The organism is Klebsiella sp. CSG-1, from assembly GCF_056521145.1.
This window is the reverse complement of record NZ_JBWNLD010000006.1, coordinates 189,983-212,170: the sequence shown is the minus strand read 5'-3', so window position 1 is coordinate 212,170 and position 22,188 is coordinate 189,983. Positions and strand designations below refer to the sequence as shown.

The following is a 22,188-nucleotide window of genomic DNA, read 5'->3' as shown; positions in this document are numbered from 1 at the left end:
TACGTGGGCCCGCCTGCAAATCCGAAAATTTTCTTATTCTTTACTCTCCGCGCAGTCGACGAAGTATTACGCTTTACGTATAGTGGCGGCAATTTTTTGCATTCGGGAAATTTTCAATGATCAGTCTGATTGCGGCGTTAGCGGTAGATCGCGTCATTGGTATGGAAAACGCCATGCCATGGGACCTGCCTGCCGATCTCGCCTGGTTTAAACGTAATACCTTAAACAAGCCGGTGGTGATGGGGCGTCTGACCTGGGAGTCTATTGGTCGCCCGCTGCCGGGGCGTAAGAATATCGTTATCAGCAGCCAGCCGGGCACCGACGATCGCGTGCAGTGGGTGAAGTCGGTTGATGAAGCGATCGCCGCCTGCGGCGACGTTGAAGAGATAATGGTGATCGGCGGCGGTCGTGTCTATGAGCAGTTCCTGCCGAAGGCCCGGAAGCTTTATCTGACGCACATTGATGCCGAAGTGGAAGGGGATACCCATTTCCCGGACTACGATCCGGACCAGTGGGAGTCGGTATTCAGCGAATTTCACGATGCCGATGCGCAGAACTCGCATAGCTACTGCTTCGAGATTCTCGAACGTCGCTGATGGCATTCCGGGCAGCGCGTAGCGTTGGCCGGGGCAACATGATGATATCCCGGATAGCGCTTACCGTTATCCGGGATTTTTTTCAGGAGGCGACCGCCTCGCCTTCGTCCGGCTCTTTCTGCCGGTTTGAGGGCTGAGTAAAGTACTGCTTGTCTTCCCAGCGCAGGCAGGTGAGATCCCCGCCCCAGCAGCAGCCGGTATCGAGGGCGTATATCCCCTCCGGCGTACCGCGGCCTTCCAGCGAAGCCCAATGACCAAACACAATGCTGTACTCGTTGCTCACCGGGCCGGGAATGGCAAACCACGGTTTTAACGGCGCAGGGGCGTTTTCCGGCGCTTCTTTGGCATACATATCCAGCTGCCCGTTCGGGAAACAGTAGCGCATACGGGTAAAGGCATTGGAGATAAAGCGCAGGCGGGCGAGACCGCTCAGCTCAGGGCTCCAGTTATTCGGCATATCGCCATACATCGCGTCGAGGAAGAACGGATAGGAGTCGCTGGCAAGCACGGCTTCAACATCGCGCGCGCACTGTTTTGCCGTTTCCAGATCCCATTGTGGCGTGATACCCGCATGGGCCATCACCAGCTTTTTCTCTTCATCAACCTGCATCAGCGGCTGACGGCGCAGCCAGTTGAGCAGCTCGTCGGCATCCGGGGCTTCGAGCAGCGATTTCAGGCGATCTTTGGGTTTGTTGCGGCTGATGCCGGCGAAGACGGCCAGCAGGTGCAGATCGTGATTGCCGAGGACAAGACGCACATTATCGCCAAGAGATTTAACGTAGCGCAAAACCTCCAGCGAACCCGGGCCGCGTGCGACTAAATCGCCCGTGAGCCACAGCGTATCGTTCCCTGGGGTAAACTCCACCTGCTTTAATAATGCGAGCAGTTCATCGTAGCAACCGTGAACGTCGCCAATAAGGTATGTAGACATTGTTTTAGTGAATGAGCGTTGGTACTGCGAGACGGAAAACAGGGATATCGATCGAGAACGGCGCGCCGTTCACATCGATCATTTCATAATGTCCCTGCATGGTGCCCAGCGGCGTTTCAATGACGGCTCCGCTGGTATACTGGAATTCACCGCCTGCGGGAATATGTGGCTGTTCGCCGACAACCCCTTCACCCTGCACTTCAGTCTCACGACCGTGGCCGTTGGTGATAAGCCAGTAGCGGCCAAGAAGCTGAACCTGAGTCCGCCCCAGATTGCGAATCGTGACGGTATAAGCGAAAACGTAGCGCTCTTCTTCCGGGGAAGACTGCGATTCGATATAGACGCTTTGCACCTGCACGCAAACTCGAGGCGAATTAATCATGGTTAGCTCTCCTTGGTGGGCGAGTTGTCAGATAGCCAGTTAGCCAGCTGACAGTATTGCGCCACGGAAATATTCTCTGCACGTTTTGCCGGGTCGATGCCCAGCTCGGTCAGTACCTCAACACTGAACAGGTTGCCGAGGCTGTTACGAATCGTTTTACGACGCTGGTTGAAGGCCTCGGTAGTGATTCGGCTCAGCACGCGAACCTCTTTCACCGGGTGCGGCAGCGTGCGGTAAGGCACCAGACGCACAACGGCGGAATCCACTTTAGGCGGCGGCGTAAAGGCGCCCGGCGGCACTTCGAGTACCGGGATAATCTGGCAGTAATACTGCGCCATAACGCTCAGTCGACCATACGCCTTGCTGTTCGGTCCGGCAACCAGGCGATTGACGACCTCTTTTTGCAGCATAAAGTGCATGTCGGCGATGGCATCAGTATAGCTGAACAGATGGAACATCAGCGGCGTCGAGATGTTGTACGGCAGGTTGCCGAACACGCGCAGCGGCTGACCCATAGTCTGCGACAGCTCGCCGAAGTTCATGGTCATGGCATCTTGCTGATAAATGGTCAGCTTCGGCCCGAGGAACGGATGCGTCTGCAGACGAGCGGCCAGATCGCGATCCAGCTCGATAACAGTAAGTGCGTCCAGGCGTTCACCGACCGGCTCGGTCAGCGCCGCCAGGCCCGGACCGATCTCGACAATTGCCTGCCCTTTCTGGGGGTTAATGGCCGAGACAATGCTGTCGATCACGAACTGATCGTTGAGGAAGTTTTGCCCGAAGCGTTTACGGGCTAAGTGGCCCTGATGGACTCGATTATTCATTGCGTATTAACAATCATTTTGATGGCGAGATTAAGCGCCGTGATAAAACTGCCGACATCCGCTTTTCCCTGGCCCGCCAGTTCAAGCGCGGTACCGTGGTCAACAGAGGTGCGAATAAAAGGTAAACCGAGCGTAATGTTCACGCCACGGCCAAAGCCCTGGTATTTTAGCACGGGAAGGCCCTGATCGTGGTACATCGCGAGTACCGCATCGGCATTGTCGAGATATTTGGGCTGGAAAAGGGTATCTGCCGGCAGCGGGCCGCTCAGATTCATCCCCCGGGCGCGCATCTCTTCCAGCACGGGAATAATCGTATCGATCTCTTCCGTCCCCATATGTCCACCTTCGCCGGCGTGGGGGTTCAGACCGCAGACCAGCACGTGCGGCCGGGTGATACCGAATTTATGGCGCAGATCGTGGTCCAGAATCGTTATCACTTCACGGAGCAAATCCGGGGTGATCGCGTCGCTGATCGCTTTCAGCGGCAGATGAGTGGTTGCCAGGGCGACGCGCAGTTCTTCCGTCGCCAGCATCATGACCACTTTGCTGGCGTGGGCGCGCTCTTCAAAGAACTCGGTATGGCCGGTAAAAGCGATCCCCGCGTCGTTGATATTGCCCTTATGGACCGGCCCGGTAATCAACGCCGCAAATTCGCCGCTCAGGCAGCCGTCGCAGGCGCGAGCCAACGTCTCAACCACATAGCTTCCGTTGCGCACGTTCAGCACGCCGGGTTCGACGGGGGCGTTCAGCGCGACCGGGAGGAGCGTCAGAGTGCCAGCGCGTTGTGCCGCTGCGGGAAGAGAAGGATCGTAGGGCAGGAGAGATAAAGGAAGACCGAGCTGTTGAGCTCGGTCGGATAACAGGGCGCCGTCGGCGCAAATCACCAGCTCTACCGGCCAGTCGCGCTGCGCAAGCTGTACAACAAGGTCGGGGCCGATACCGGCGGGTTCGCCGGGAGTGATAACAACTCGATTCATACACTTCATCCTTCAGGACGTCTTTCTGTTGGCAACGCCGTCGGGTCCGCTCACATCGTGAGTTATCCGGGCTCGACGGCTTGCCGCCTCAATACACCCTGAGTGCCGTTGTGTATGAGGCCGTGATATTAGTTGCTCAGAATTTTGACGTAAGCGCTGGCGCGTTGTTCCTGCATCCAGGTTGCCGCTTCTTCAGAGAACTTACGGTTCATCAGCATCCGGTACGCGCGGTCTTTCTGCGCGGCGTCGGTTCTGTCTACCTGACGGCTGTCCATCAGTTGAATCAGGTGCCAGCCGAAGGAGGAGTGAACCGGCGCGCTGGTCTGGCCTTTGTTCAGACGCATCAGCGCATCGCGGAACGCCGGATCGAAGATATCAGGCGTTGCCCAGCCTAAATCACCGCCCTGGTTTGCGGAACCCGGATCTTCAGAGAACTCTTTTGCTGCTTTAGCGAAGGTGGTTTTTCCGCTCTTAATATCCGCGGCGATCTGCTCCAGCTTAGCCCGCGCCTGATCGTCATTCATGATCGGCGATGGCTTCAACAAAATGTGACGCGCGTGAACTTCGGTGACGGAGATGTTCTTGCTGCCGCCGCGCATATCGTTCACTTTCAGGATATGGAAGCCGACGCCAGAGCGAATCGGGCCGACAATATCACCTTTCTTCGCGGTGCTCAGCGCCTGGGCGAAGATCCCCGGCAGTTCCTGAATACGACCCCAGCCCATCTGGCCGCCTTTCAGCGCCTGCTGGTCGGCAGAGTAGGTGATAGCCAGTTTGCCGAAGTCAGCGCCGCTGCGCGCCTGCTCAACGATCGCGTTAGCCTGTTCCTGCGCTTTCGCTACGTCGTCGGAGGTCGGGTTTTCTGTCAGCGGAATCAGGATGTGGCTAAGATTCAGCTCGGTGCTGGCATCGTTCTGATCGCCAATCTGTTTCGCCAGCGATTCGACTTCCTGCGGCAGCACGGTAATGCGACGACGGACTTCGTTGTTGCGCACTTCCGCAATCAGCATCTCTTTACGAATCTGGTTACGGTAGGTGTTGTAGTTGAGACCGTCATAGGCCAGACGGCTGCGCATCTGGTCCATGGTCATGTTGTTCTGTTTCGCGATGTTGGCAATCGCCTGATCGACCTGATCGTCAGTGATTTTCATGCCCATCTTCTGGCCCATCTGCAGAACGATCTGGTCCATGATCAGTCTTTCGAGGATCTGATGACGTAAGGTCGCGTCATCCGGCAGCTGTTGACCGGCCTGGCCAGCATTGAGCTTAACCGATTGCAATAAGCCATCGACGTCGCTTTCAAGAACGACGCCATTATTGACGACAGCCGCTACTTTATCGACAACCTGTGGGGCAGCGAAACTGGTATTCGCGATCATGGCGATACCGAGAAGCAGCGTTTTCCAGTTCTTCATACTTTTTCCATTTCAATTAACCGCAAATGCGGATTACGTTTTAAACCAGCCACATCACAGGGAGTTCTGGTACGGTAAAATGTTCGAACGCAGCATCTGCTGAGTGCCGAGACCGTAGTTGGAGCTCAGGCCACGTAGCTCAATGTTGATGCCAAAGGTATTATCGTATTTGCTCTCGCCGTTGCCGTTACTATCCCAGCCGTTGATCTTGCGTTCATAGCCGAGACGAATCGCGTAGCAGCAGGAGTTATACTGGACCCCTAACATCTGGTCGGCGCTCTTTCTGGTATTGGTGTCAAAGTAGTATGCACCGACCACCGACCAGCGATCGACAACCGGCCAGCTGGCGGTCATGCCCACCTGAGAAATACCATTTTTGTACTGCTCAGCGGTGGAGTACGACGGCAGCGTGGCCTGAATGTATTCCGGGCTGGCATAACGATAGTTAAGCTGTATTAAACGGTTTTCATCGCGACGGTATTCCACGGTGCCGTTACCGGTAGCGACGTTATCCAGACGCGTATCGTACTGAATTCCCCCGCGTAAACCCCAGTTATCAGCGATGCGCCAGTAAGTATCGCCGGCCCATACCAGTGAACCCGTTGTGTCGTTGTTCTCCCAGTTGATGTTGTCATCACCGGTCCGGGACTCGGTGAAATAATAGATTTGACCAACGGAAATATTAAAACGTTCAACGGCGGCGGAATCATATACGCGCGAGGTCACGCCGGTAGTGAGCTGGTTCGCGGAAGCAATACGGTCCAGGCCGCTGTAGGTACGGTCGCGGAACAGGCCGCTGTAGTCTGACTGCAGCAGCGTGGAGTCATAGGAACCGATTTGGCTCTGATCGCGATACGGGATATACAGATACTGCATGCGCGGCTCCAGGGTTTGGGTGAACCCCTCCTGCAGATCGCGCTCGAAGACCATTTTACCGTCGACTTTAAACTGCGGCATGACGCGGTTAACAGACTCTTTTAAGTCCGCATTATTGGTGGAATTGTAATTGTCGAGGTTGCTTTGCTGGTAGTGGGTCGCCAGCAGTTTGGCTTCGGTATTAATACTGCCCCAGCCGTTAGACAGCGGCAGGTTGATGGTCGGCTCGAAGTGAACGCGCGTGGCTTCCGGCATGTTGCCGTTGGTGTTGACGAAGTGCACCGCCTGACCATAGAGATGGGTATCGAACGGACCGACATCGTTCTGGTAATAGTTCACGTCCAGCTGCGGTTGAGCGGCGTAGGAGTTGCTCGACTCACGGTTGAAGACCTGGAACTGTTTCGTTGACACGGTGGCGTCGAAGTTCTGGTTGACGTAGCCCGCGCTGAATTTCTGCGTGGCGTAGCCGTCGGTACTGGAGCCGTATTTCGAGCTGAAATCGTTAAAGTAGTCCGGATCGCTGACTTTGGTGTAGTCGGCGTTAAGGCGCCATACCTGGTCAATGACACCCGAATGATTCCAGTAGAACAACCAGCGGCGGCTGTTGCTGTCGCTGGAGTGATCGTCCTGGTAGACTTTATCGGACGGCAGGTAGTCAAATTCGAACAGACCCGCGCCCGCTTTGGTCAGATAGCGGAATTCGTTTTCCCACATCACGCCGCCACGCTTGCTCATGTAGTGCGGCGTCAGGGTGGCGTCGAAGTTTGGCGCGATATTCCAGTAGTACGGCAGTGAAAACTCTACGCCATTTTTGGTGCTGTATTTGGCGTTAGGAATCAGGAAGCCTGAACGACGTTTGTCGCCCACCGGCAGCTGCAGGTAGGGGCTATAAAAAACAGGGACCGAACCGAGTTTGAAACGGGCGTTCCAGATTTCTGCGACCTGCTCTTCGCGGTCGTGGATCACTTCGCTACCAACCACGCTCCAGGTGTCAGAACCCGGCAGACAGGAGGTAAAGCTGCCGTTTTCCAGAATGGTATAGCGATTTTCGCCGCGCTGTTTCATCAGGTCGGCGGTACCGCGGCCCTGGCGACCAACCATCTGGTAATCGCCCTGCCAGATATTCGTATCTTTGGTGTTCAGGTTTGACCAGCCTTTCGGGCCTTTCAGGATAACCTGATTATCGTCATAGTGAACGTTGCCGAGCGCGTCAACCGTGCGAACGGGTTGCGGCTGGCCAGCAGCCTGCTGCTGATGAAGCTGGACTTCATCCGCCTGGAGACGGCTATTACCCTGGTTAATATCAACATTACCGGTAAATACGGCATTATCAGGATAATTGCCCTTCGCATGATCGGCGTTGATCGTCACCGGCAGCTCGTTAGTTTGACCTTCAACGAGGGGACGATTATAGCTTGGTACGCCAAGCATACATTGCGTGGCGAGATCGGCGGCGAGGCCTTGTTGGCTATACAAGGCGCTGGCGATCATGGTGGCCAGGAGGCTGGGAATACGTTTTTTCATACGTTGTATTTGTTGTTCCGTCATCTTGTGGCAGCGGCTTGCAAACGGTCAGAGCCTAACGTACTCATCTTCATCGCGCTAGTGTTAATCCTGCCGGTTTGAATCCCGAGCGTTAGGCACCGTGTAGAATGACGAGTATGATAAAGCAAAATATAGGCTATGTCCCACAATTGACCTAAGCGTCAGCGCTTTGTAACGTGCGGTCATATATAGCTTAACTGGCGGCGTAAAGATTGGGGAGTCTATGCAGTATTTGGGAAAAATAATTGGGGTTGCGGTCGCGCTGATGATGGGCGCAGGCTTTTGGGGACTGGTGCTGGGCCTGCTGGTCGGCCATATATTTGACCGGGCGCGAAGCCGCCGTATCAATGTGTTTGCCAATCAGCAGGAGCGGCAGGCGCTGTTTTTCTCCACCACCTTTGAGGTGATGGGCCATTTAACCAAATCCAAAGGTCGCGTCACCGAAGCCGATATTCATGTCGCCAGCATCCTGATGGATCGCATGAATTTGCATGGCGAGTCGCGTACGGCGGCACAGCAGGCCTTTCGCGTGGGGAAATCCGATGATTATCCGCTGCGTGAAAAAATGCGCCAGCTGCGCAGCGTCTGTTTCGGGCGCTTCGATTTGATTCGGATGTTTCTGGAAATTCAGCTGCAGACGGCCTTCGCCGATGGCGAATTACATCCTAATGAACGTGAAGTTCTGTTTGTGATTGCCGATGAGCTGGGGATTTCCCGCGCGCAGTTCGAGCAGTTCCTGCGAATGATGCAGGGCGGTGCTCAGTTTGGCGGCGGTTCTCAGCAAGGCTCTTACGGCCAGGGCGGTGGAAATGCCGGCTGGCAGCAGGCGCAGCGCGGACCCACGCTGGAAGATGCATGCAACGTGCTGGGGGTGAAGCCTACCGATGATGCCGCGACGGTGAAGCGCGCCTATCGCAAGCTGATGAGTGAGCACCATCCGGATAAGTTGGTGGCAAAAGGGTTGCCGCCGGAAATGATGGAGATGGCGAAGCAGAAAGCACAGGATATTCAGAAGGCCTGGGAGCTGATCAAAGAGCAGCGCGGGTTCTGAGCCGCAGGCCTCTCCCTGGCGGGAGAGGCCTCATGATGCGCGCTGAGCGCGTCGGTACATCCGTCGCGGGTGACCAATCTTTCCGTACAACATCTCGACTTCGAGATAACCGATTTCCACACAGTGTTCCAGGTAACGGCGGGCGGTGGTTTTACTTAACCCGGCATCGTTTACCACCTCATCCACGGAAAAACTGTGCTCTTCCCGGCCGTTGAACAGATTCTGCACCAGCGCCAGCGTCTTCTCCTCGATCCCTTTACTGCCGCTATCGGCGCGATAGTTCTTCGCCTGCAGCTGGTACAGCGAATCAACGTTTTGTTGATCGACGATTTTCCATTCTCGCTGCTGATCGTAAAACTGCACAAAACGCTCCAGCGACTGGCTCAGGCGCTTCCAGGAGACGGGTTTAAGAATGTAGTCGAAGGCGCCGTTGCGAATCGCCTGGCTACAGGTTTCCATATCGCTGGCGGCGGTAATAAAAATCACCGAACAGTTGGCCTCTGCCAGAATCGGGTCGGTCATCAATGTGACCCCTTTACCGTCAGGTAAATAGTTATCGAGCAGTATCAGCTGCGGCGGTTGGCTATTGAGCATCTGCCGCGCCTGGGAGAGGGAGGCGGCCATGCCTGTCAGCCGCATACGCGGATGCTTCTGAATCAGCTCGGCATGCAGCCTCGCCAGTTCGCTTTCATCTTCGATGATCAACACATCGACCAGATCATGATGCATAGTTCGCCTCGTGTCGGGAATGAACAGGGCCGTCGGCGGGGATAAACAGGGTAAAGATCGCGCCGCGCGGTGAGTTATCGGCGACTTCAATGGTGCCGCCAGCCTGTGTCACATAATGTTCAATAAGATACAGGCCGATACCGTGATCGCCACGGGTTTTGGTGGTAATGCCGCGTTCAAAGATATGATCGCGGATAGCCGGGTCAATGCCGATGCCGCGGTCGGCAACTTCAATCATCAGCTCGCGGGCATTCAGTTGAATCAGTACTTCCACCGGTTCGTGCGGCAGCTCGGCGCGCTGGGTGGCTTCAATCGCGTTATCCAGCAGGTTGCCGATAATCGAAATCAGCTCCGATTCAATTAATGAAGGCAGCGGCCGGTCGAGCTGACAGGCGGGGTCAAAGCTGAGCGCCACCCCTTTTTCACGGGCGCGGGCCGCCTTACCCAGCAGCAGGCCGCAGAGCGTTGGCGAGCTGAAACGGGAAGAGATAAAGTCCAGCAGCTCCTGCGCGTGTTCTGACTGCGCCTGAATATAGCGAATCGCTTCGTCATAGTGACCCATATGCAGCAGGCCGGAGAGGGTGGTCATTCGGTTCAGCTGTTCATGGCGCATGATGCGCAGGTTATCAACATAGCGTTTAACCTGGCTTAGCTGGGCGCTGAGGGAGTTGATTTCATCACGATCGCGGAAAGTAATCACCCAGCCCTGCAGCGACTCCTCCAGCATGATACGCACCCGGCTGGCGAGTACGGTCAGCTGGTTGAAGCGACACAGCTCATCGTGAGTGTCGTTTTCCAGCATTTCACCGCTGGCGAAAAAGGGCTGCGGGGCGATGACGCTATCGATCGATTGACCGCGCAGCAGACGCGCGGGCTGGCTCAGTCCCAGCAGGCTGCGCGCGGCGTGGTTGATCACCTCGATACGCCGGTGGCGATCGATAACGATAACCCCCTCATAGATTGATTCCATCATCGCCTTTTGTTGACGCACCAGCAGGCCGATTTCTCGCGGTTCCAGCGAAAAAATCTGTTTTTTAATGCTGCGGGTAAAATACCAGGAAAAAATAAACAGCGCGATCAGCAGCAGCACGGCGGCGATGAAGATATTAATGACCTTTGTCAGCGTGATGCTATCGAGATAACTGGTCAGGTAGCCCACGGAGACGATGCCCACAACCCGGCCGGAGGGGTCGAAGATCGGCGCCTTGCTGCGCAGCGACACCCCGAGCCCTCCTTTACGGATAGTGGTGATACTTTTCCCTTCCAGCACCGCCTGGTTATCACCGCCCACCAGCCGGGTACCGACCCACTCCGGGTGGACGGAATGAAACAGATGTACGCCCTGCGCATTGCCAATGACAATAAAGCTCGCGTCGCTGCGGGCGGCGATTTTTTGCATAAATGACGTTAGCGACTGCGGGTCTTCCTCGATAACCTGCTGGCGTAAATCCGGCATCAGCGCGATCTCTTCAGCCTGTATTTTGGCGCGGGTACTCATTTCCTGATACAGCTGATGGCTGGCATCGATGTAGTAATAGACGCCCAGCAGCGCGAATAATACGGAGAAAAAGGCGACCAGCGAAATAAACAGCTTAAATTGAAAGGAAACCTTCATAAGTCGTGTGCAACGTCTCTACGGCGCCGGAACTGTCACATAGTCCTGGTGCCGACATGGGTTAGGCGGGAACGTGGTGAGCGTTACCGCAGGCGATGAGAAACCAGAATCATCTACTGACGATGATTTATCAAGACGCCACGGCAGGCCGCCCATTCCGCCAGATCGCCCGGCGGACGAGCAAGCCGGCGATCACTCAATCCGCCGGAGCCCGCTGTGGTCAGCGGTGGCGAGGCGTTGCCGAGCCGCTCTTTGTCCAATTCCGCACGGGCCTGGCGATAAAAACCATAAAAACCACGCTAATAAATCAGAGAGATATCACGCCCTGGAATAGAAACCATAAAAACCATAATGACCATTAAAACTTCATTTCTAATTCGTCACGCCTCACATTAAGTCTGCATCAGGCCCCCTAATCTCAAAAATGAATAATAACGAAAGGGCCAAACCTATGAGCACCACTGACAATGCATTCTCTGCGACCCTCGATCCCATCGACACCCCGAAAGCCACCTTGAAACAACGCTGGTGGCACGTGATGGATAATATGAAAGTCGGGATTATCCCGCTGCCTTTGTTCCTGCTGGCCGGTGGATTGATCGCCCTCGACTGTCTGGGCGGAAAGTTGCCGAGCGATATCGTGGTCATGGTCGCGACGCTGGCCTTTTTCGGTTTTGCCTGCGGTGAGTTTGGCAAGCGTCTGCCGATCCTCGGTAAACTGGGCGCGGCCGCGATCTGCGCCACCTTTATCCCTTCCGCGCTGGTACATTACGGTCTGCTGCCGGACGTGGTGGTGGAATCCACGACCAAATTCTACAAATCGACCAATATTCTTTATCTCTATATCTGCTGCATTATCGTCGGCAGCATTATGAGCATGAACCGTACGACCCTGATTCAGGGCTTTCTGCGTATCTTCTTTCCGATGCTGTGCGGTGAAATCGTTGGCATGCTGGTGGGCATCGGCGTCGGTACGGCTCTGGGGATGGAGCCGTTTCAGGTGTTCTTCTTTATCGTGCTGCCGATTATGGCCGGTGGCGTAGGAGAGGGGGCGATTCCATTGTCAATCGGCTATGCCGCCCTGATGCATATGGATCAGGGCGTGGCATTAGGCCGCGTGTTACCGATGGTGATGCTGGGCAGCCTGACGGCAATAGTGATTGCCGGTTGCCTGAACCAACTGGGCAAGCGCTTCCCGCACCTGACCGGTGAAGGCCAACTGATGCCGAACCGCAGCAATGAAACGCATCGTGCAGACGACGTTGAGACATCCGGCGGCAAGGCCGACGTGACGACGCTGGCCTCCGGCGCTCTTCTGGCGGTGCTGCTGTATATGCTGGGGATGCTGGGACAGAAAATGACCGGTTTACCGGCGCCGGTGGGTATGCTGTTTCTGGCGGTACTGCTCAAGCTGGTTAACGGCGTCTCGCCGCGCCTGCAGGAAGGGTCGCAGATGGTCTACAAATTCTTCCGCACCGCGGTGACCTACCCGATTCTGTTTGCCGTGGGCGTCGCCATTACGCCGTGGCAGGAGCTGGTGAACGCCTTTACGATAACGAATCTGCTGGTGATCGTCAGTACCGTCTCCGCGTTGGTGGCGACCGGGTTCCTGGTGGGTAAAAAGATTGGTATGCACCCGATTGATGTGGCGATTGTCTCCTGCTGCCAGAGTGGTCAGGGAGGCACCGGCGATGTGGCAATTCTGACCTCCGGCAACCGCATGAGCCTGATGCCGTTCGCCCAAATCGCCACCCGTATCGGCGGCGCGATTAATGTTTCATTGGGTCTGCTGTTCCTCAGTCATTTCCTTGCATGATTTAGCTCTGCGCTAACAGGAAAATCTGCAATTTTCCTCCACAGGACGAAGAAAATTTCTTTGTCCTGTGTCCTAAATTCTGTTCGTTTAGCGATACAATCAGCACCGTAATCCGCTATCGCGGCGGCGGCTTTGCCGCCGTCATTTTATCAAGTGAAGGAGAGGAATTAATGTCTGTGGATACTCCCGCCCGTGCGGGCGCCAGCGTAGAAACCGAGCTGGCGACGAAAGCGCAGCGTGCAGCCCGCCAGGCCGAGTGGCTCGGCCATTATCAACAACCGGTCATTGCGCTGACGCTGGTGACGCCGGGCGTGGTAAAAGACAGCATCCGCTATCGCAATATGATGGGCGTGGCGCTGCAGGCCTGCGACCAGCTGCTGTGGAAACGCCGCTGGAAAACGCTGGACCGTCAGGTGCTGTGGTTGCCAACCGGGCCGGAGGCACTGTGGTGCGTTGAGCATCCTGCCAGCGAAGTCAATGCGCTATGCACGGAGCTGCTGCAGACGCATCCGCTTGGCCGCTTATGGAATATCGAGGTGATTTGTCCGCAACAAGGGCGCCAGGTACAGGATGAAGGCACTCGTCGTTGCCTGCTGTGCGATGACGCCGCTCAGACCTGTGAGAGCCTGCATCGCCATGATGCCGAAGAGGTTGTCGCTCGCGTTGAGCAGATGATCGATGGGTGGTTTGCCCGCGATTAACGGATGAAATCGTGAATATGTCGCCCGGATAAGCCGCTAAGGCATCATCCGGGGTCATATCCCGGTCGCACGCGGCTTCCAGGGCTTACGGGTTAGGCTGCGCCGGGAATACCGGGATTCAGAAATCGACGGGCGCGCGAAAGGTCATCGCGTTGCCGAAGGCCGGATGGGTAATGGTCAGCGTTTCGGCGTGCAGCAGCAGCCGCGGCGCCATCGCCAGCGCCTCTGGCGTCGCATAAAAGCGATCGCCAAGAATCGGATGGCCCAGCGCCAGCATATGCACGCGCAGCTGATGAGAACGACCGGTAATCGGCTTCAGGCGCACGCGGGCGCTGTTATCGTCCGCATACTCCAGCACGTGATACTCAGTTTGTGCCGCTTTGCCGGTTTCGTAACACACCTTCTGCTTTGGCCGGTTCGGCCAGTCGCAGATGAGCGGTAAATCCACCAGCCCTTCCGCTTTTTCCGGATGTCCCCACACGCGGGCGACGTACTGCTTCTTCGGCTCACGCTCGCGAAACTGACGCTTCAGCTCGCGTTCCGCCGCTTTGGTCAGTGCCACCACAATCACGCCGCTGGTGGCCATGTCGAGGCGGTGCACCGACTCGGCCTGCGGGAAGTCGCGCTGAACGCGCGTCATCACGCTGTCTTTATGCTCCTCCAGTCTCCCCGGGACGGACAACAAGCCGCTCGGCTTGTTGACCACCATGATGTGCTCATCCTGATAGAGGATAACCAGCCAGGGATCCTGTGGCGGATTGTAGTTTTCCATCGCCATATTCGCGTTCCGTTACTGGTGGGTGACCACGATTAAGCGCAGCGCATCGAGACGCCAGCCCGCCTGCGCCAGCGCGTCCATCACCTGCTGACGGTTGCTCTCAATCGCAGCAAGTTCATCGTCGCGGATGTTCGGGTTAACCGCTTTTAATGCTTCCAGGCGAGAGAGTTCCGCCGACAGCTTGTCGTTGGCTTCATCGCGGGCCGCGTCGATCAGCGCCTGCGCGGCTTTGGCAACCTGCGCCTCGCCGAGCTGGAGGATCGCATGCACGTCCTGCTGCACCGCGTTGACCAGTTTGCTGCCGGTATGGCGGTTGACGGCGCTCAGCTGGCGGTTGAAGCTTTCAAACTCCACCTGACCGGCGAGGTTATTGCCGTTTTTATCCAGTAGCATGCGCACCGGCGTCGCCGGCAGGAAGCGGTTAAGCTGCAGCTGCTTCGGCGCCTGAGCTTCCACCACGTAAATCAGCTCCAGCAGCAGTGTACCGACCGGCAGCGCTTTGTTCTTCAGCAGTGAGATAGTGCTGCTGCCGGTATCGCCGGACAGGATCAGGTCCAGACCGTTGATAATCAGCGGGTGCTCCCAGGTGACGAACTGCGCATCTTCGCGGGACAGCGCGACATCACGTTCAAAGGTGATGGTGCAGCCGTCTTCCGGCAGACCCGGGAAGTCCGGAACCAGCATATGGTCGGATGGCGTCAGCACGATCAGGTTTTCGCCGCGATCGTCCTGGTTGATGCCGACAATATCAAACAGGTTCATGGCAAAGGCGATCAGGTTGGTATCGTCATCCTGCTCTTCAATGCTTTCGGCCAGCTTCTGCGCCTGTTCGCCGCCGTTGGAGTGAATCTCCAGCAGGCGATCGCGCCCCTGTTCCAGCTGTGCTTTCAGCGCATCGTGCTGCTGGCGGCAGGCTTTGATCAGCTCATCGAAGCCTTCGCTGGTTTCCGGTGCGGCAAGATAATTAATCAGTTCGTTGTGCACGCTGTCGTACACGGTGCGACCGGTCGGGCAGGTATGTTCAAACGCATCAAGCCCTTCGTGGTACCAGCGAACCAGTACGGACTGCGCGGTTCTTTCCAGATACGGAACGTGGATCTGAATATCGTGCGCCTGACCGATACGGTCGAGACGGCCAATACGCTGCTCCAGCAGATCCGGGTTGAACGGCAGATCGAACATCACCAGGTTGCTGGCAAACTGGAAGTTACGGCCTTCGGAGCCAATTTCAGAACACAGCAGCACCTGGGCGCCGGTATCTTCTTCGGCGAACCATGCGGCGGCACGGTCGCGCTCAATGATGGACATACCTTCATGGAAGACCGCTGCGCGGATCCCTTCGCGCTCGCGCAGAACCTGCTCCAGCTGAAGGGCGGTGGCCGCTTTCGCACAGATCACCAGCACTTTCTGCGAGCGGTGGCTGGTGAGATAGCCCATCAGCCACTCAACGCGCGGGTCGAAGTTCCACCATGTACCGGTATCACCTTCAAATTCCTGATAAATCTGCTCCGGGTAGAGCATGTCGCGCGCGCGCTCTTCCGCGGTTTTACGCGCCCCCATAATGCCGGAGACTTTAATCGCCGTCTGATACTGGGTGGGCAGCGGCAGACGAATAGTGTGCAGCTCGCGTTTCGGGAAGCCTTTGACGCCGTTACGGGTATTACGGAACAGTACGCGGCTGGTGCCGTGGCGATCCATCAGCATCGAGACCAGCTCCTGGCGAGCGGCCTGGGCATCGTCGCGATCGCTGTTAGCGGCCTGCAGCAGCGGTTCGATATCCTGCTCGCCGATCAGATCGCCGAGGGTGTTCAGCTCGGTATCGCTCAGCTTGTTGCCGGCCAGCAGCAGGGCGACGGCATCGGCCACCGGGCGGTAATTCTGTTGTTCTTCAACGAACTGCTCGAAATCGTGGAAGCGGTTGGGATCCAGCAGGCGCAGACGGGCGAAGTGGCTTTCCATACCCAGCTGTTCCGGCGTAGCGGTCAGCAGCAGCACGCCCGGCACACGTTCGGCCAGCTGCTCGATTGCCTGATATTCGCGGCTCGGCGCCTCTTCGCTCCACACCAGGTGGTGCGCTTCATCGACGATCATCAGGTCCCATTCGGCATCGCACAGGTGTTCCAGGCGCTGCTTGCTGCGGCGCACGAAATCCAGCGAGCAGATCACCAGCTGTTCGGTCTCGAACGGGTTATAGGCATCGTGCTGGGCTTCGGCATAACGCTCATCGTCAAACAGCGAGAAACGCAGGTTGAAGCGGCGCAGCATCTCGACCAGCCACTGATGCTGCAGGGTTTCCGGGACGATGATCAGCACGCGTTCGGCGGCGCCGGCAAGCAGCTGCTGATGCAGAATCATCCCGGCTTCGATGGTTTTACCCAGACCGACTTCATCGGCCAGCAGGACGCGCGGCGCGTGGCGACGGCCGACATCATGGGCGATATGCAGCTGGTGGGGAATCAGGCTGGTGCGCTGTCCGCGCAGGCCGCTCCACGGCATCCGATACTGCTCGCTCTGGTATTTGCGGGCGCGGTAGCGCAGCGCAAAACGGTCCATCCTGTCGATCTGACCGGCGAACAGGCGGTCCTGCGGTTTGCTGAACACCAGTTTGCTGTCGAGCAGCACTTCGCGCAGCGTGACGTTGGTTTCTTCGGTATCGAGACGGGTACCGGTGTAGGCCAGCAGGCCGTTTTCTTCATTAACTTCGTCAACCTGGAGCTGCCAGCCTTCATGGCTGGTGATGGTATCACCCGGGTTAAACATCACGCGGGTGATCGGGGAATCATTGCGCGCGTACAGACGGTTTTCGCCGATGGCGGGGAAAAGCAAGGTCACCATGCGCGCATCCAGCGCAACTACCGTCCCTAATCCCAGTTCGCTCTCTGTGTCGCTAATCCAGCGTTGACCAAGTGTAAAAGGCATATATGTTCAGCTCTTGTGTTCTTAAATTGCAGGCAATAGTTAATCTTCTCCAGGCAAGCCAGAGAGAGATCAAGATTGGGTCCAGGAATGGAAAGGGCGCTATATTACTGGATGGCAGCGCGTTCGTCACGTCCTCGTCGCCCTTCAATTTGCAGATATGGTGGCTGGAAATTGAAATGGCGAGGAAATCAAAATAGCCCCAGTTGCCCTGTTACTATTGTAGCAAAATCATCGTCGACAAAGGGAAGTATTCCTTCCGCGACCGGCTGAAGTTGCTTTGACAAATAGTGCTCATAATCGAGCGGCGACAGCTGATAATCCACCGGCTCCGGGCCGCTGGTGGTCCAGACATACTGGATGCTGCCGCGCTGCTGGTACTGCTGCGGCCTGCCCAGCCTGACGTTTTGCTCATCGGCCAGCCGTGCGGCACGGACATGCGGCGGCACGTTGCGCTGGTATTCGGCCAGCGGGCGGCGCAGGCGCTTACGGTAGATCAAGCGATCGTCGAGCTCACCGCTCATCAGCTTAGCAATGGTTTCCAGAATATAGTCGCGATAGGGCTGGTGGCGGAAAATGCGCAGATACAGCTCCTGCTGGAACTGCTGGGCCAGCGGCGTCCAGTCGGTGCGCACCGTCTCCAGTCCTTTGAAGACCATTCGCTGCGCCTCTCCCTCCTGAATCATTCCGGCGTAGCGTTTCTTACTGCCGGTATCGGCGCCGCGAATGGTCGGCATTAAAAAGCGGCTGAAGTGGGTTTCAAACTCCAGCTCGAGAGTGCTGGTGAGCTGGTCTTTACTCAGCTCAGCGGCCCACCAGTCGTTGACGAAAGCGACCAGCGAGCGGCCGATTTGCGTCGCCTCTTCTTCGCGATGAGGACGTTTAAGCCAGACGAAGGTGGAGTCGGTATCGCCGTAGATAACGTCATAGCCCTGCGACTCAATCAGCGCTTTGGTCTGGCGCATAATCGCATGCCCGCGCATGGTGATAGAAGAGGCCAGACGGGGATCGAAAAAACGACAGGCGCTGGTGCCGAGCACGCCATAGAAGGCGTTCATAATGATCTTCAGCGCCTGAGAAAGGGGTTTATTCTGGTGCCGTTTGGCATCATCGCGGCCGTGCCAGATTTGCCCGACAATCCCCGGCAGACAATGGCTCTGCCGCGAGAAACGGGCGCCGAGAAAACCCTCGGTGCTGTGCGCATTGTCCGGCTGCGCCATCCCTTCGATAAGCCCGACCGGGTCGATCAAAAAGGTGCGGATAATCGAAGGGTAGAGGCTTTTATAATCCAGAACCAGCACCGAATCATAGAGACCGGGGCGCGAGTCCATGACGTAACCGCCGGGACTGGCCTGCGGCGGCACTTCGCCCAGGTTAGGGGCGACGTAACCCAGCCGGTGCATGCGTGGAAAATAGAGATGGCTGAAGGCGGCAACGGAACCACCGTGGCGGTCGGCGGGCAGGCCGTTGACCGTGGCCCGCTCGAGCAGAAACGGCATGATCTCCGTTTTATGGAAGATACGCGTGACCAGCTCGCAGTCCTGCAGATTATAGGTCGCCAGCGCCGGTTTATCTTCGTTGAAGCGGCGGTCGATTTCGTCCATCCGATCCCAGGGATTATCTATCGCTTTCCCCTCGCCGAGCAGCTCACGCGCTACCGCCTCAAGGGAAAAAGAGGAGAAGTTCCAGAAGGCCGATTTCAATGCTTCGATACCGTCAATAATCAGCCGGCCGTTGGCCTGGGCAAAGAAGACGCCCTGCTTAAAGCCGTGCTCGCGCCACTCCAGTTCCGTATTCCCACGGCCGAGCATCAGCGGAATGCGATAGCGTTCGGCATGCTTTTGCAGGACCCGCAGGTCGAACTGGATAACGTTCCAGCCGATCAGGACATCCGGGTCGTGTTCGGCAAACCAGGCGTTGAGTTTTTCCAGCAGCTGCGGGCGGCTGGAGACGTACTCCAGCTGGAAATCGACGGCGGGAGAGGTCGCCGGTTCCGGCCCGAGCATGTAGACCACCCGTTGCCCGCAGCCTTCCAGCCCGATACAGTACAGCTCGCCGTGGCGGCTGGTTTCAATATCCAGCGACACCCACTTCAGCGGCGGCCGATAGTGCGGGTTGGGCTTCATGCGGGCGTTGACCAACTGCGCCCCGCGCGCGTCGCCTTCGACCCAAACCGGAGCGGTAATAAAGCGCTCCATCAGGTAGCGTTCCGGCGGGCGGATATCGGCTTCATAGACGGTGATGCCGTTTTCACGCAGCTTCTTTTCCAGACGCATCAGCTGACGATGCGCGCGGCAATAGAGGCCAAAAACCGGCTGACGGTGGAAGTCTTTTAAGCTGAGCGGGGCAAGGCGTTGGCCGTTTTCGCCCTGCAGCAGGCGTTCTGCCTGGGCGCGTTGCGCCTCGGGAATAAACGCCACCGACTCCTGCGGCGGGAGGGTGATCTGAAGCGGGCCGTCGTCTGTCGCCAGCCAGAAGGACAGTTCGGTGCCCTGCGGGGTATCCCGCCAGTGACGGGTCAGTAAGAAACCTTCTCGTGGCTGGGTCACGCCGTGTTCTCATCAAATAAACCAGGCCTGATTATAGCCTGGTTCAACTGATAATGCTGGGGTTTTATACAGGTATGGCGCGACCGGGGAAATCCCGGATGGCGGCGCGGGACGCCTTATCCGGGCTACGGGGTAGAATGAGGTTACCCCGGTAAACGCAGCGCGACCGGCGAGGCGAGGCTTACTGGCCGTAGTAGGCTTTGGCCCCGTGTTTGCGCAGGTAGTGCTTGTCCAGCAGCGTTTGCTGCATCGCGGGCAGCTGCGGCGCCAGCTGGCGGCAGAAAATCCCCATATAGGCGATCTCTTCCAGCACGATGGCGTTATGTACCGCATCTTCGGCGTTTTTCCCCCAGGCGAAGGGGCCGTGCGAATGCACCAGCACGCCGGGCATCTGCGCCGGATCAATGCCCTGTTCGCGGAACGTTTCGACGATGACGCGCCCGGTTTCCCACTCATATTCGCCGTTGATTTCCTCATCGGTCATCAGGCGGGTGCAGGGCACCGGGCCATAGAAATAATCGGCATGGGTGGTACCGGTCGCCGGAATCGCTTGCCCGGCCTGCGCCCAGATGGTGGCGTGGCGCGAATGGGTATGGACAATCCCGCCCAATGACGGGAAGGCCTGGTAGAGCAGGCGATGGGTCGGTGTATCTGAAGAGGGTTTCTTTTTCCCTTCGACCACCTCGCCGCTTTCAAGACTCACCACCACCATATCGTCGGCGCCCATTGCGCTGTAGTCGACGCCCGATGGCTTAATCACCAGCACGCCGCGCTCGCGATCGACGGCGCTAACGTTGCCCCAGGTGAGGGTGACGAGATTGTGTTTCGGCAGGGCCAGGTTAGCGTCAAGCACCTGCTGCTTTAAGGCTTCGAGCATTGCGTTCTCCTTGCCGATGGCGCTTCCCTGACCGGGCCTACCAAACCGCAGTTTGTAGGCCCGGCAAACGAAGTGCCGCCGGGCAATTGGCTGCCGTGGTTAACGTTTTGCAGCGTAATAAACTTCGTTCCAGCGCAGCGCGTCTTTAAAGGAAGGCAGACGGGTTTCGTTATCGATTACCGCCAGTTCGATATCCTGTAGCTCGGCAAACTGGCGCATATCATCGAGCGTCAGCGCGTGGCTAAAGACGGTGTGATGCGCGCCACCGGCGATGATCCAGGCTTCAGACGCGGTGCGCAGATCCGGCTGGGCTTTCCACAGCGCGTTGGCAACCGGCAGCTTCGGCAGATCGTGCGGCGTCGGTACCGTTTCCACGGTGTTAACCAGCAGGCGGAAACGATCGCCAAGATCGATCAGGCTGGCGACGAGGGCCGGGCCGGTCTGCGTATTGAAGATCAGGCGCGCCGGATCGGCTTTACCGCCGATGCCCAGCGGCTGAACGTCGAGGATCGGTTTGTCTGCCGTGGCGATAGTCGGGCACACTTCCAGCATATGCGAGCCCAGCACCAGATCGTTGCCGTTATCGAAGTGGTAGGTGTAGTCCTCCATAAAGGAGGTGCCGCCCTGCAGACCGGTTGACATCACCTTCATGATGCGAAGCAGGGCGGCGGTTTTCCAGTCGCCTTCGCCGGCAAAGCCATAGCCCTGCTGCATCAGACGCTGTACGGCGAGGCCCGGGAGCTGCTTCAGGCCGTGCAAATCTTCAAAGGTGGTGGTGAAAGCATGGAAACCGCCCTGTTCAAGAAAGCGTTTCATCCCCAGCTCAATGCGCGCGGCATCGAGCACATTCTGCCGCTTATCACCGTGGATTTGCGCCGCCGGGGTCAGGCGATAGCTGCTTTCATACTCATCAACCAGCGCGCTGATCTCCCCCTCGCTGATGCTGTTGACCACCTGAACCAGATCGCCCACCGCCCAGGTATTGACCGAAAAGCCGAATTTGATCTGGGCGGCAACTTTATCACCATCGGTGACCGCGACTTCACGCATGTTGTCGCCGAAGCGGCAGACTTTCAGATGACGGGTATCCTGCTTAGAAACCGCCTGGCGCATCCAGGAGCCGATGCGCTGATGGGCGCTCTGGTCCTGCCAGTGGCCGGTGACCACGCTGTGCTGCTGGCGCATGCGCGCGCCGATGAAGCCGAACTCGCGGCCGCCGTGCGCGGTCTGGTTCAGGTTCATAAAGTCCATATCGATACTGTCCCACGGCAGCGACGCGTTGTATTGCGTGTGGAACTGTAGCAGCGGCTTATTGAGGATAGTCAGGCCGTTAATCCACATTTTGGCCGGAGAGAAGGTATGCAGCCACACCATCATGCCGGCACATTTATCATCATAGTTAGCGTCGCGGCAGATATGGGTAATCTCATCCGGCGTGGTGCCCAGCGGCTTTAACACCAGCTTGCACGGCAGCTTTGCTTCCGCATTCAGGCTGTTCACCACATGCTCGGCATGCTTCGTGACCTGACGCAGCGTTTCCGGGCCATACAAATGCTGGCTGCCAATCACGAACCATACTTCGTAGTTATCAAAAATCGTCATTTTGGTGT

General features: G+C 57.2%; 17 protein-coding genes. 4 read left to right on the top strand and 13 right to left on the bottom strand.

The features are described 5' to 3' along the window. Positions 1-116 precede the first annotated feature (116 nt). Entirely contained in the window at positions 117-596 is a 480-nt protein-coding gene (gene folA / locus AC007G_RS16525) for a type 3 dihydrofolate reductase (protein ID WP_004857778.1), read from the top strand. A gap of 82 nt (positions 597-678) precedes the next feature. Here the strand turns inward: folA and apaH are convergent, their stop codons facing one another. From apaH to lptD, 6 genes are all read right to left on the bottom strand, one after another. Beyond that, the gene (gene apaH / locus AC007G_RS16520) at positions 679-1,527 is read right to left on the bottom strand and encodes a bis(5'-nucleosyl)-tetraphosphatase (symmetrical) ApaH (protein ID WP_142630740.1); all 849 of its coding nucleotides are present in this window, start codon (positions 1,525-1,527) and stop codon (positions 679-681) included. A gap of 4 nt (positions 1,528-1,531) precedes the next feature. Further along, positions 1,532-1,909 carry a Co2+/Mg2+ efflux protein ApaG gene (gene apaG / locus AC007G_RS16515; RefSeq protein WP_004857782.1) on the bottom strand — a complete coding sequence of 126 codons (378 nt, stop codon included), beginning with the start codon at positions 1,907-1,909 and terminating at the stop codon, positions 1,532-1,534. Between the two features lie 2 nt (positions 1,910-1,911). Next, positions 1,912-2,733: a 16S rRNA (adenine(1518)-N(6)/adenine(1519)-N(6))-dimethyltransferase RsmA gene (gene rsmA / locus AC007G_RS16510; RefSeq protein WP_004857784.1), complete on the bottom strand. Its 822-nt coding sequence runs from the start codon at positions 2,731-2,733 to the stop codon at positions 1,912-1,914. Next, positions 2,730-3,719, bottom strand: a complete 990-nt coding sequence (gene pdxA / locus AC007G_RS16505) for a 4-hydroxythreonine-4-phosphate dehydrogenase PdxA (RefSeq protein ID WP_180888722.1) — start codon at positions 3,717-3,719, stop codon at positions 2,730-2,732. The genes rsmA and pdxA overlap by 4 nt, the downstream gene beginning before the upstream one ends. A 119-nt stretch (positions 3,720-3,838) precedes the next feature. Next, entirely contained in the window at positions 3,839-5,125 is a 1,287-nt protein-coding gene (gene surA / locus AC007G_RS16500; RefSeq protein ID WP_032689512.1) for a peptidylprolyl isomerase SurA, read from the bottom strand. Between the two features lie 54 nt (positions 5,126-5,179). Beyond that, complete coding sequence (gene lptD / locus AC007G_RS16495; RefSeq protein ID WP_015585172.1) at positions 5,180-7,525, bottom strand: LPS assembly protein LptD; 2,346 nt, start codon at positions 7,523-7,525, stop codon at positions 5,180-5,182. A gap of 244 nt (positions 7,526-7,769) precedes the next feature. Here lptD and djlA point away from each other — a divergent pair, with 244 nt between their 5' ends. Beyond that, positions 7,770-8,597 (top strand): co-chaperone DjlA, encoded by an 828-nt coding sequence (djlA, locus tag AC007G_RS16490; protein ID WP_032698180.1) that lies wholly within the window; start codon positions 7,770-7,772, stop codon positions 8,595-8,597. Between the two features lie 30 nt (positions 8,598-8,627). Here the strand turns inward: djlA and AC007G_RS16485 are convergent, their stop codons facing one another. Together AC007G_RS16485 and AC007G_RS16480 are read right to left on the bottom strand one after the other, a co-directional pair. After that, positions 8,628-9,326, bottom strand: coding sequence for a response regulator (locus AC007G_RS16485; protein ID WP_032689511.1), 699 nt, complete (start codon positions 9,324-9,326; stop codon positions 8,628-8,630). Further along, positions 9,316-10,941 (bottom strand): ATP-binding protein, encoded by a 1,626-nt coding sequence (locus tag AC007G_RS16480; RefSeq protein ID WP_032697242.1) that lies wholly within the window; start codon positions 10,939-10,941, stop codon positions 9,316-9,318. Before AC007G_RS16480 ends, AC007G_RS16485 begins: the two co-directional genes overlap by 11 nt. A 451-nt stretch (positions 10,942-11,392) precedes the next feature. On the opposite strand from AC007G_RS16480, the gene AC007G_RS16475 reads away from it, so the two are divergent. Together AC007G_RS16475 and citX are read left to right on the top strand one after the other, a co-directional pair. Further along, the gene (locus AC007G_RS16475; protein ID WP_032689508.1) at positions 11,393-12,757 is read left to right on the top strand and encodes a 2-hydroxycarboxylate transporter family protein; all 1,365 of its coding nucleotides are present in this window, start codon (positions 11,393-11,395) and stop codon (positions 12,755-12,757) included. A gap of 170 nt (positions 12,758-12,927) precedes the next feature. Continuing rightward, entirely contained in the window at positions 12,928-13,458 is a 531-nt protein-coding gene (gene citX / locus AC007G_RS16470) for a citrate lyase holo-[acyl-carrier protein] synthase (protein ID WP_032697244.1), read from the top strand. A gap of 118 nt (positions 13,459-13,576) precedes the next feature. Here the strand turns inward: citX and rluA are convergent, their stop codons facing one another. The 5 genes from rluA to araA form a co-directional block, all read right to left on the bottom strand. Beyond that, positions 13,577-14,236 carry a bifunctional tRNA pseudouridine(32) synthase/23S rRNA pseudouridine(746) synthase RluA gene (gene rluA / locus AC007G_RS16465; RefSeq protein ID WP_032689506.1) on the bottom strand — a complete coding sequence of 220 codons (660 nt, stop codon included), beginning with the start codon at positions 14,234-14,236 and terminating at the stop codon, positions 13,577-13,579. Positions 14,237-14,248: 12 nt separating this feature from the next. Further along, a complete protein-coding gene (gene rapA / locus AC007G_RS16460; RefSeq protein WP_032689505.1) occupies positions 14,249-17,155 on the bottom strand; it encodes an RNA polymerase-associated protein RapA in 2,907 nt (968 codons plus the stop codon). Between the two features lie 188 nt (positions 17,156-17,343). Next, positions 17,344-19,701 carry a DNA polymerase II gene (polB, locus tag AC007G_RS16455; RefSeq protein WP_032689503.1) on the bottom strand — a complete coding sequence of 786 codons (2,358 nt, stop codon included), beginning with the start codon at positions 19,699-19,701 and terminating at the stop codon, positions 17,344-17,346. 181 nt (positions 19,702-19,882) lie between these two features. Beyond that, on the bottom strand, positions 19,883-20,578 hold the full coding sequence (gene araD / locus AC007G_RS16450) for an L-ribulose-5-phosphate 4-epimerase (protein WP_032689502.1): 696 nt from the start codon (positions 20,576-20,578) through the stop codon (positions 19,883-19,885). 99 nt (positions 20,579-20,677) lie between these two features. Further along, entirely contained in the window at positions 20,678-22,180 is a 1,503-nt protein-coding gene (gene araA / locus AC007G_RS16445; protein ID WP_032697249.1) for an L-arabinose isomerase, read from the bottom strand. Positions 22,181-22,188 lie beyond the last annotated feature (8 nt).

Coding starts and splice junctions, on each gene's coding strand:
- folA (WP_004857778.1), top strand. CDS start 117: ATGATCAGTCTGATTGCGGCGTTAGCGGTAGATCGCGTCATTGGTATG.
- apaH (WP_142630740.1), bottom strand. CDS start 1,527: ATGTCTACATACCTTATTGGCGACGTTCACGGTTGCTACGATGAACTG.
- apaG (WP_004857782.1), bottom strand. CDS start 1,909: ATGATTAATTCGCCTCGAGTTTGCGTGCAGGTGCAAAGCGTCTATATC.
- rsmA (WP_004857784.1), bottom strand. CDS start 2,733: ATGAATAATCGAGTCCATCAGGGCCACTTAGCCCGTAAACGCTTCGGG.
- pdxA (WP_180888722.1), bottom strand. CDS start 3,719: ATGAAGTGTATGAATCGAGTTGTTATCACTCCCGGCGAACCCGCCGGT.
- surA (WP_032689512.1), bottom strand. CDS start 5,125: ATGAAGAACTGGAAAACGCTGCTTCTCGGTATCGCCATGATCGCGAAT.
- lptD (WP_015585172.1), bottom strand. CDS start 7,525: ATGAAAAAACGTATTCCCAGCCTCCTGGCCACCATGATCGCCAGCGCC.
- djlA (WP_032698180.1), top strand. CDS start 7,770: ATGCAGTATTTGGGAAAAATAATTGGGGTTGCGGTCGCGCTGATGATG.
- AC007G_RS16485 (WP_032689511.1), bottom strand. CDS start 9,326: ATGCATCATGATCTGGTCGATGTGTTGATCATCGAAGATGAAAGCGAA.
- AC007G_RS16480 (WP_032697242.1), bottom strand. CDS start 10,941: ATGAAGGTTTCCTTTCAATTTAAGCTGTTTATTTCGCTGGTCGCCTTT.
- AC007G_RS16475 (WP_032689508.1), top strand. CDS start 11,393: ATGAGCACCACTGACAATGCATTCTCTGCGACCCTCGATCCCATCGAC.
- citX (WP_032697244.1), top strand. CDS start 12,928: ATGTCTGTGGATACTCCCGCCCGTGCGGGCGCCAGCGTAGAAACCGAG.
- rluA (WP_032689506.1), bottom strand. CDS start 14,236: ATGGCGATGGAAAACTACAATCCGCCACAGGATCCCTGGCTGGTTATC.
- rapA (WP_032689505.1), bottom strand. CDS start 17,155: ATGCCTTTTACACTTGGTCAACGCTGGATTAGCGACACAGAGAGCGAA.
- araD (WP_032689502.1), bottom strand. CDS start 20,578: ATGCTCGAAGCCTTAAAGCAGCAGGTGCTTGACGCTAACCTGGCCCTG.
- araA (WP_032697249.1), bottom strand. CDS start 22,180: ATGACGATTTTTGATAACTACGAAGTATGGTTCGTGATTGGCAGCCAG.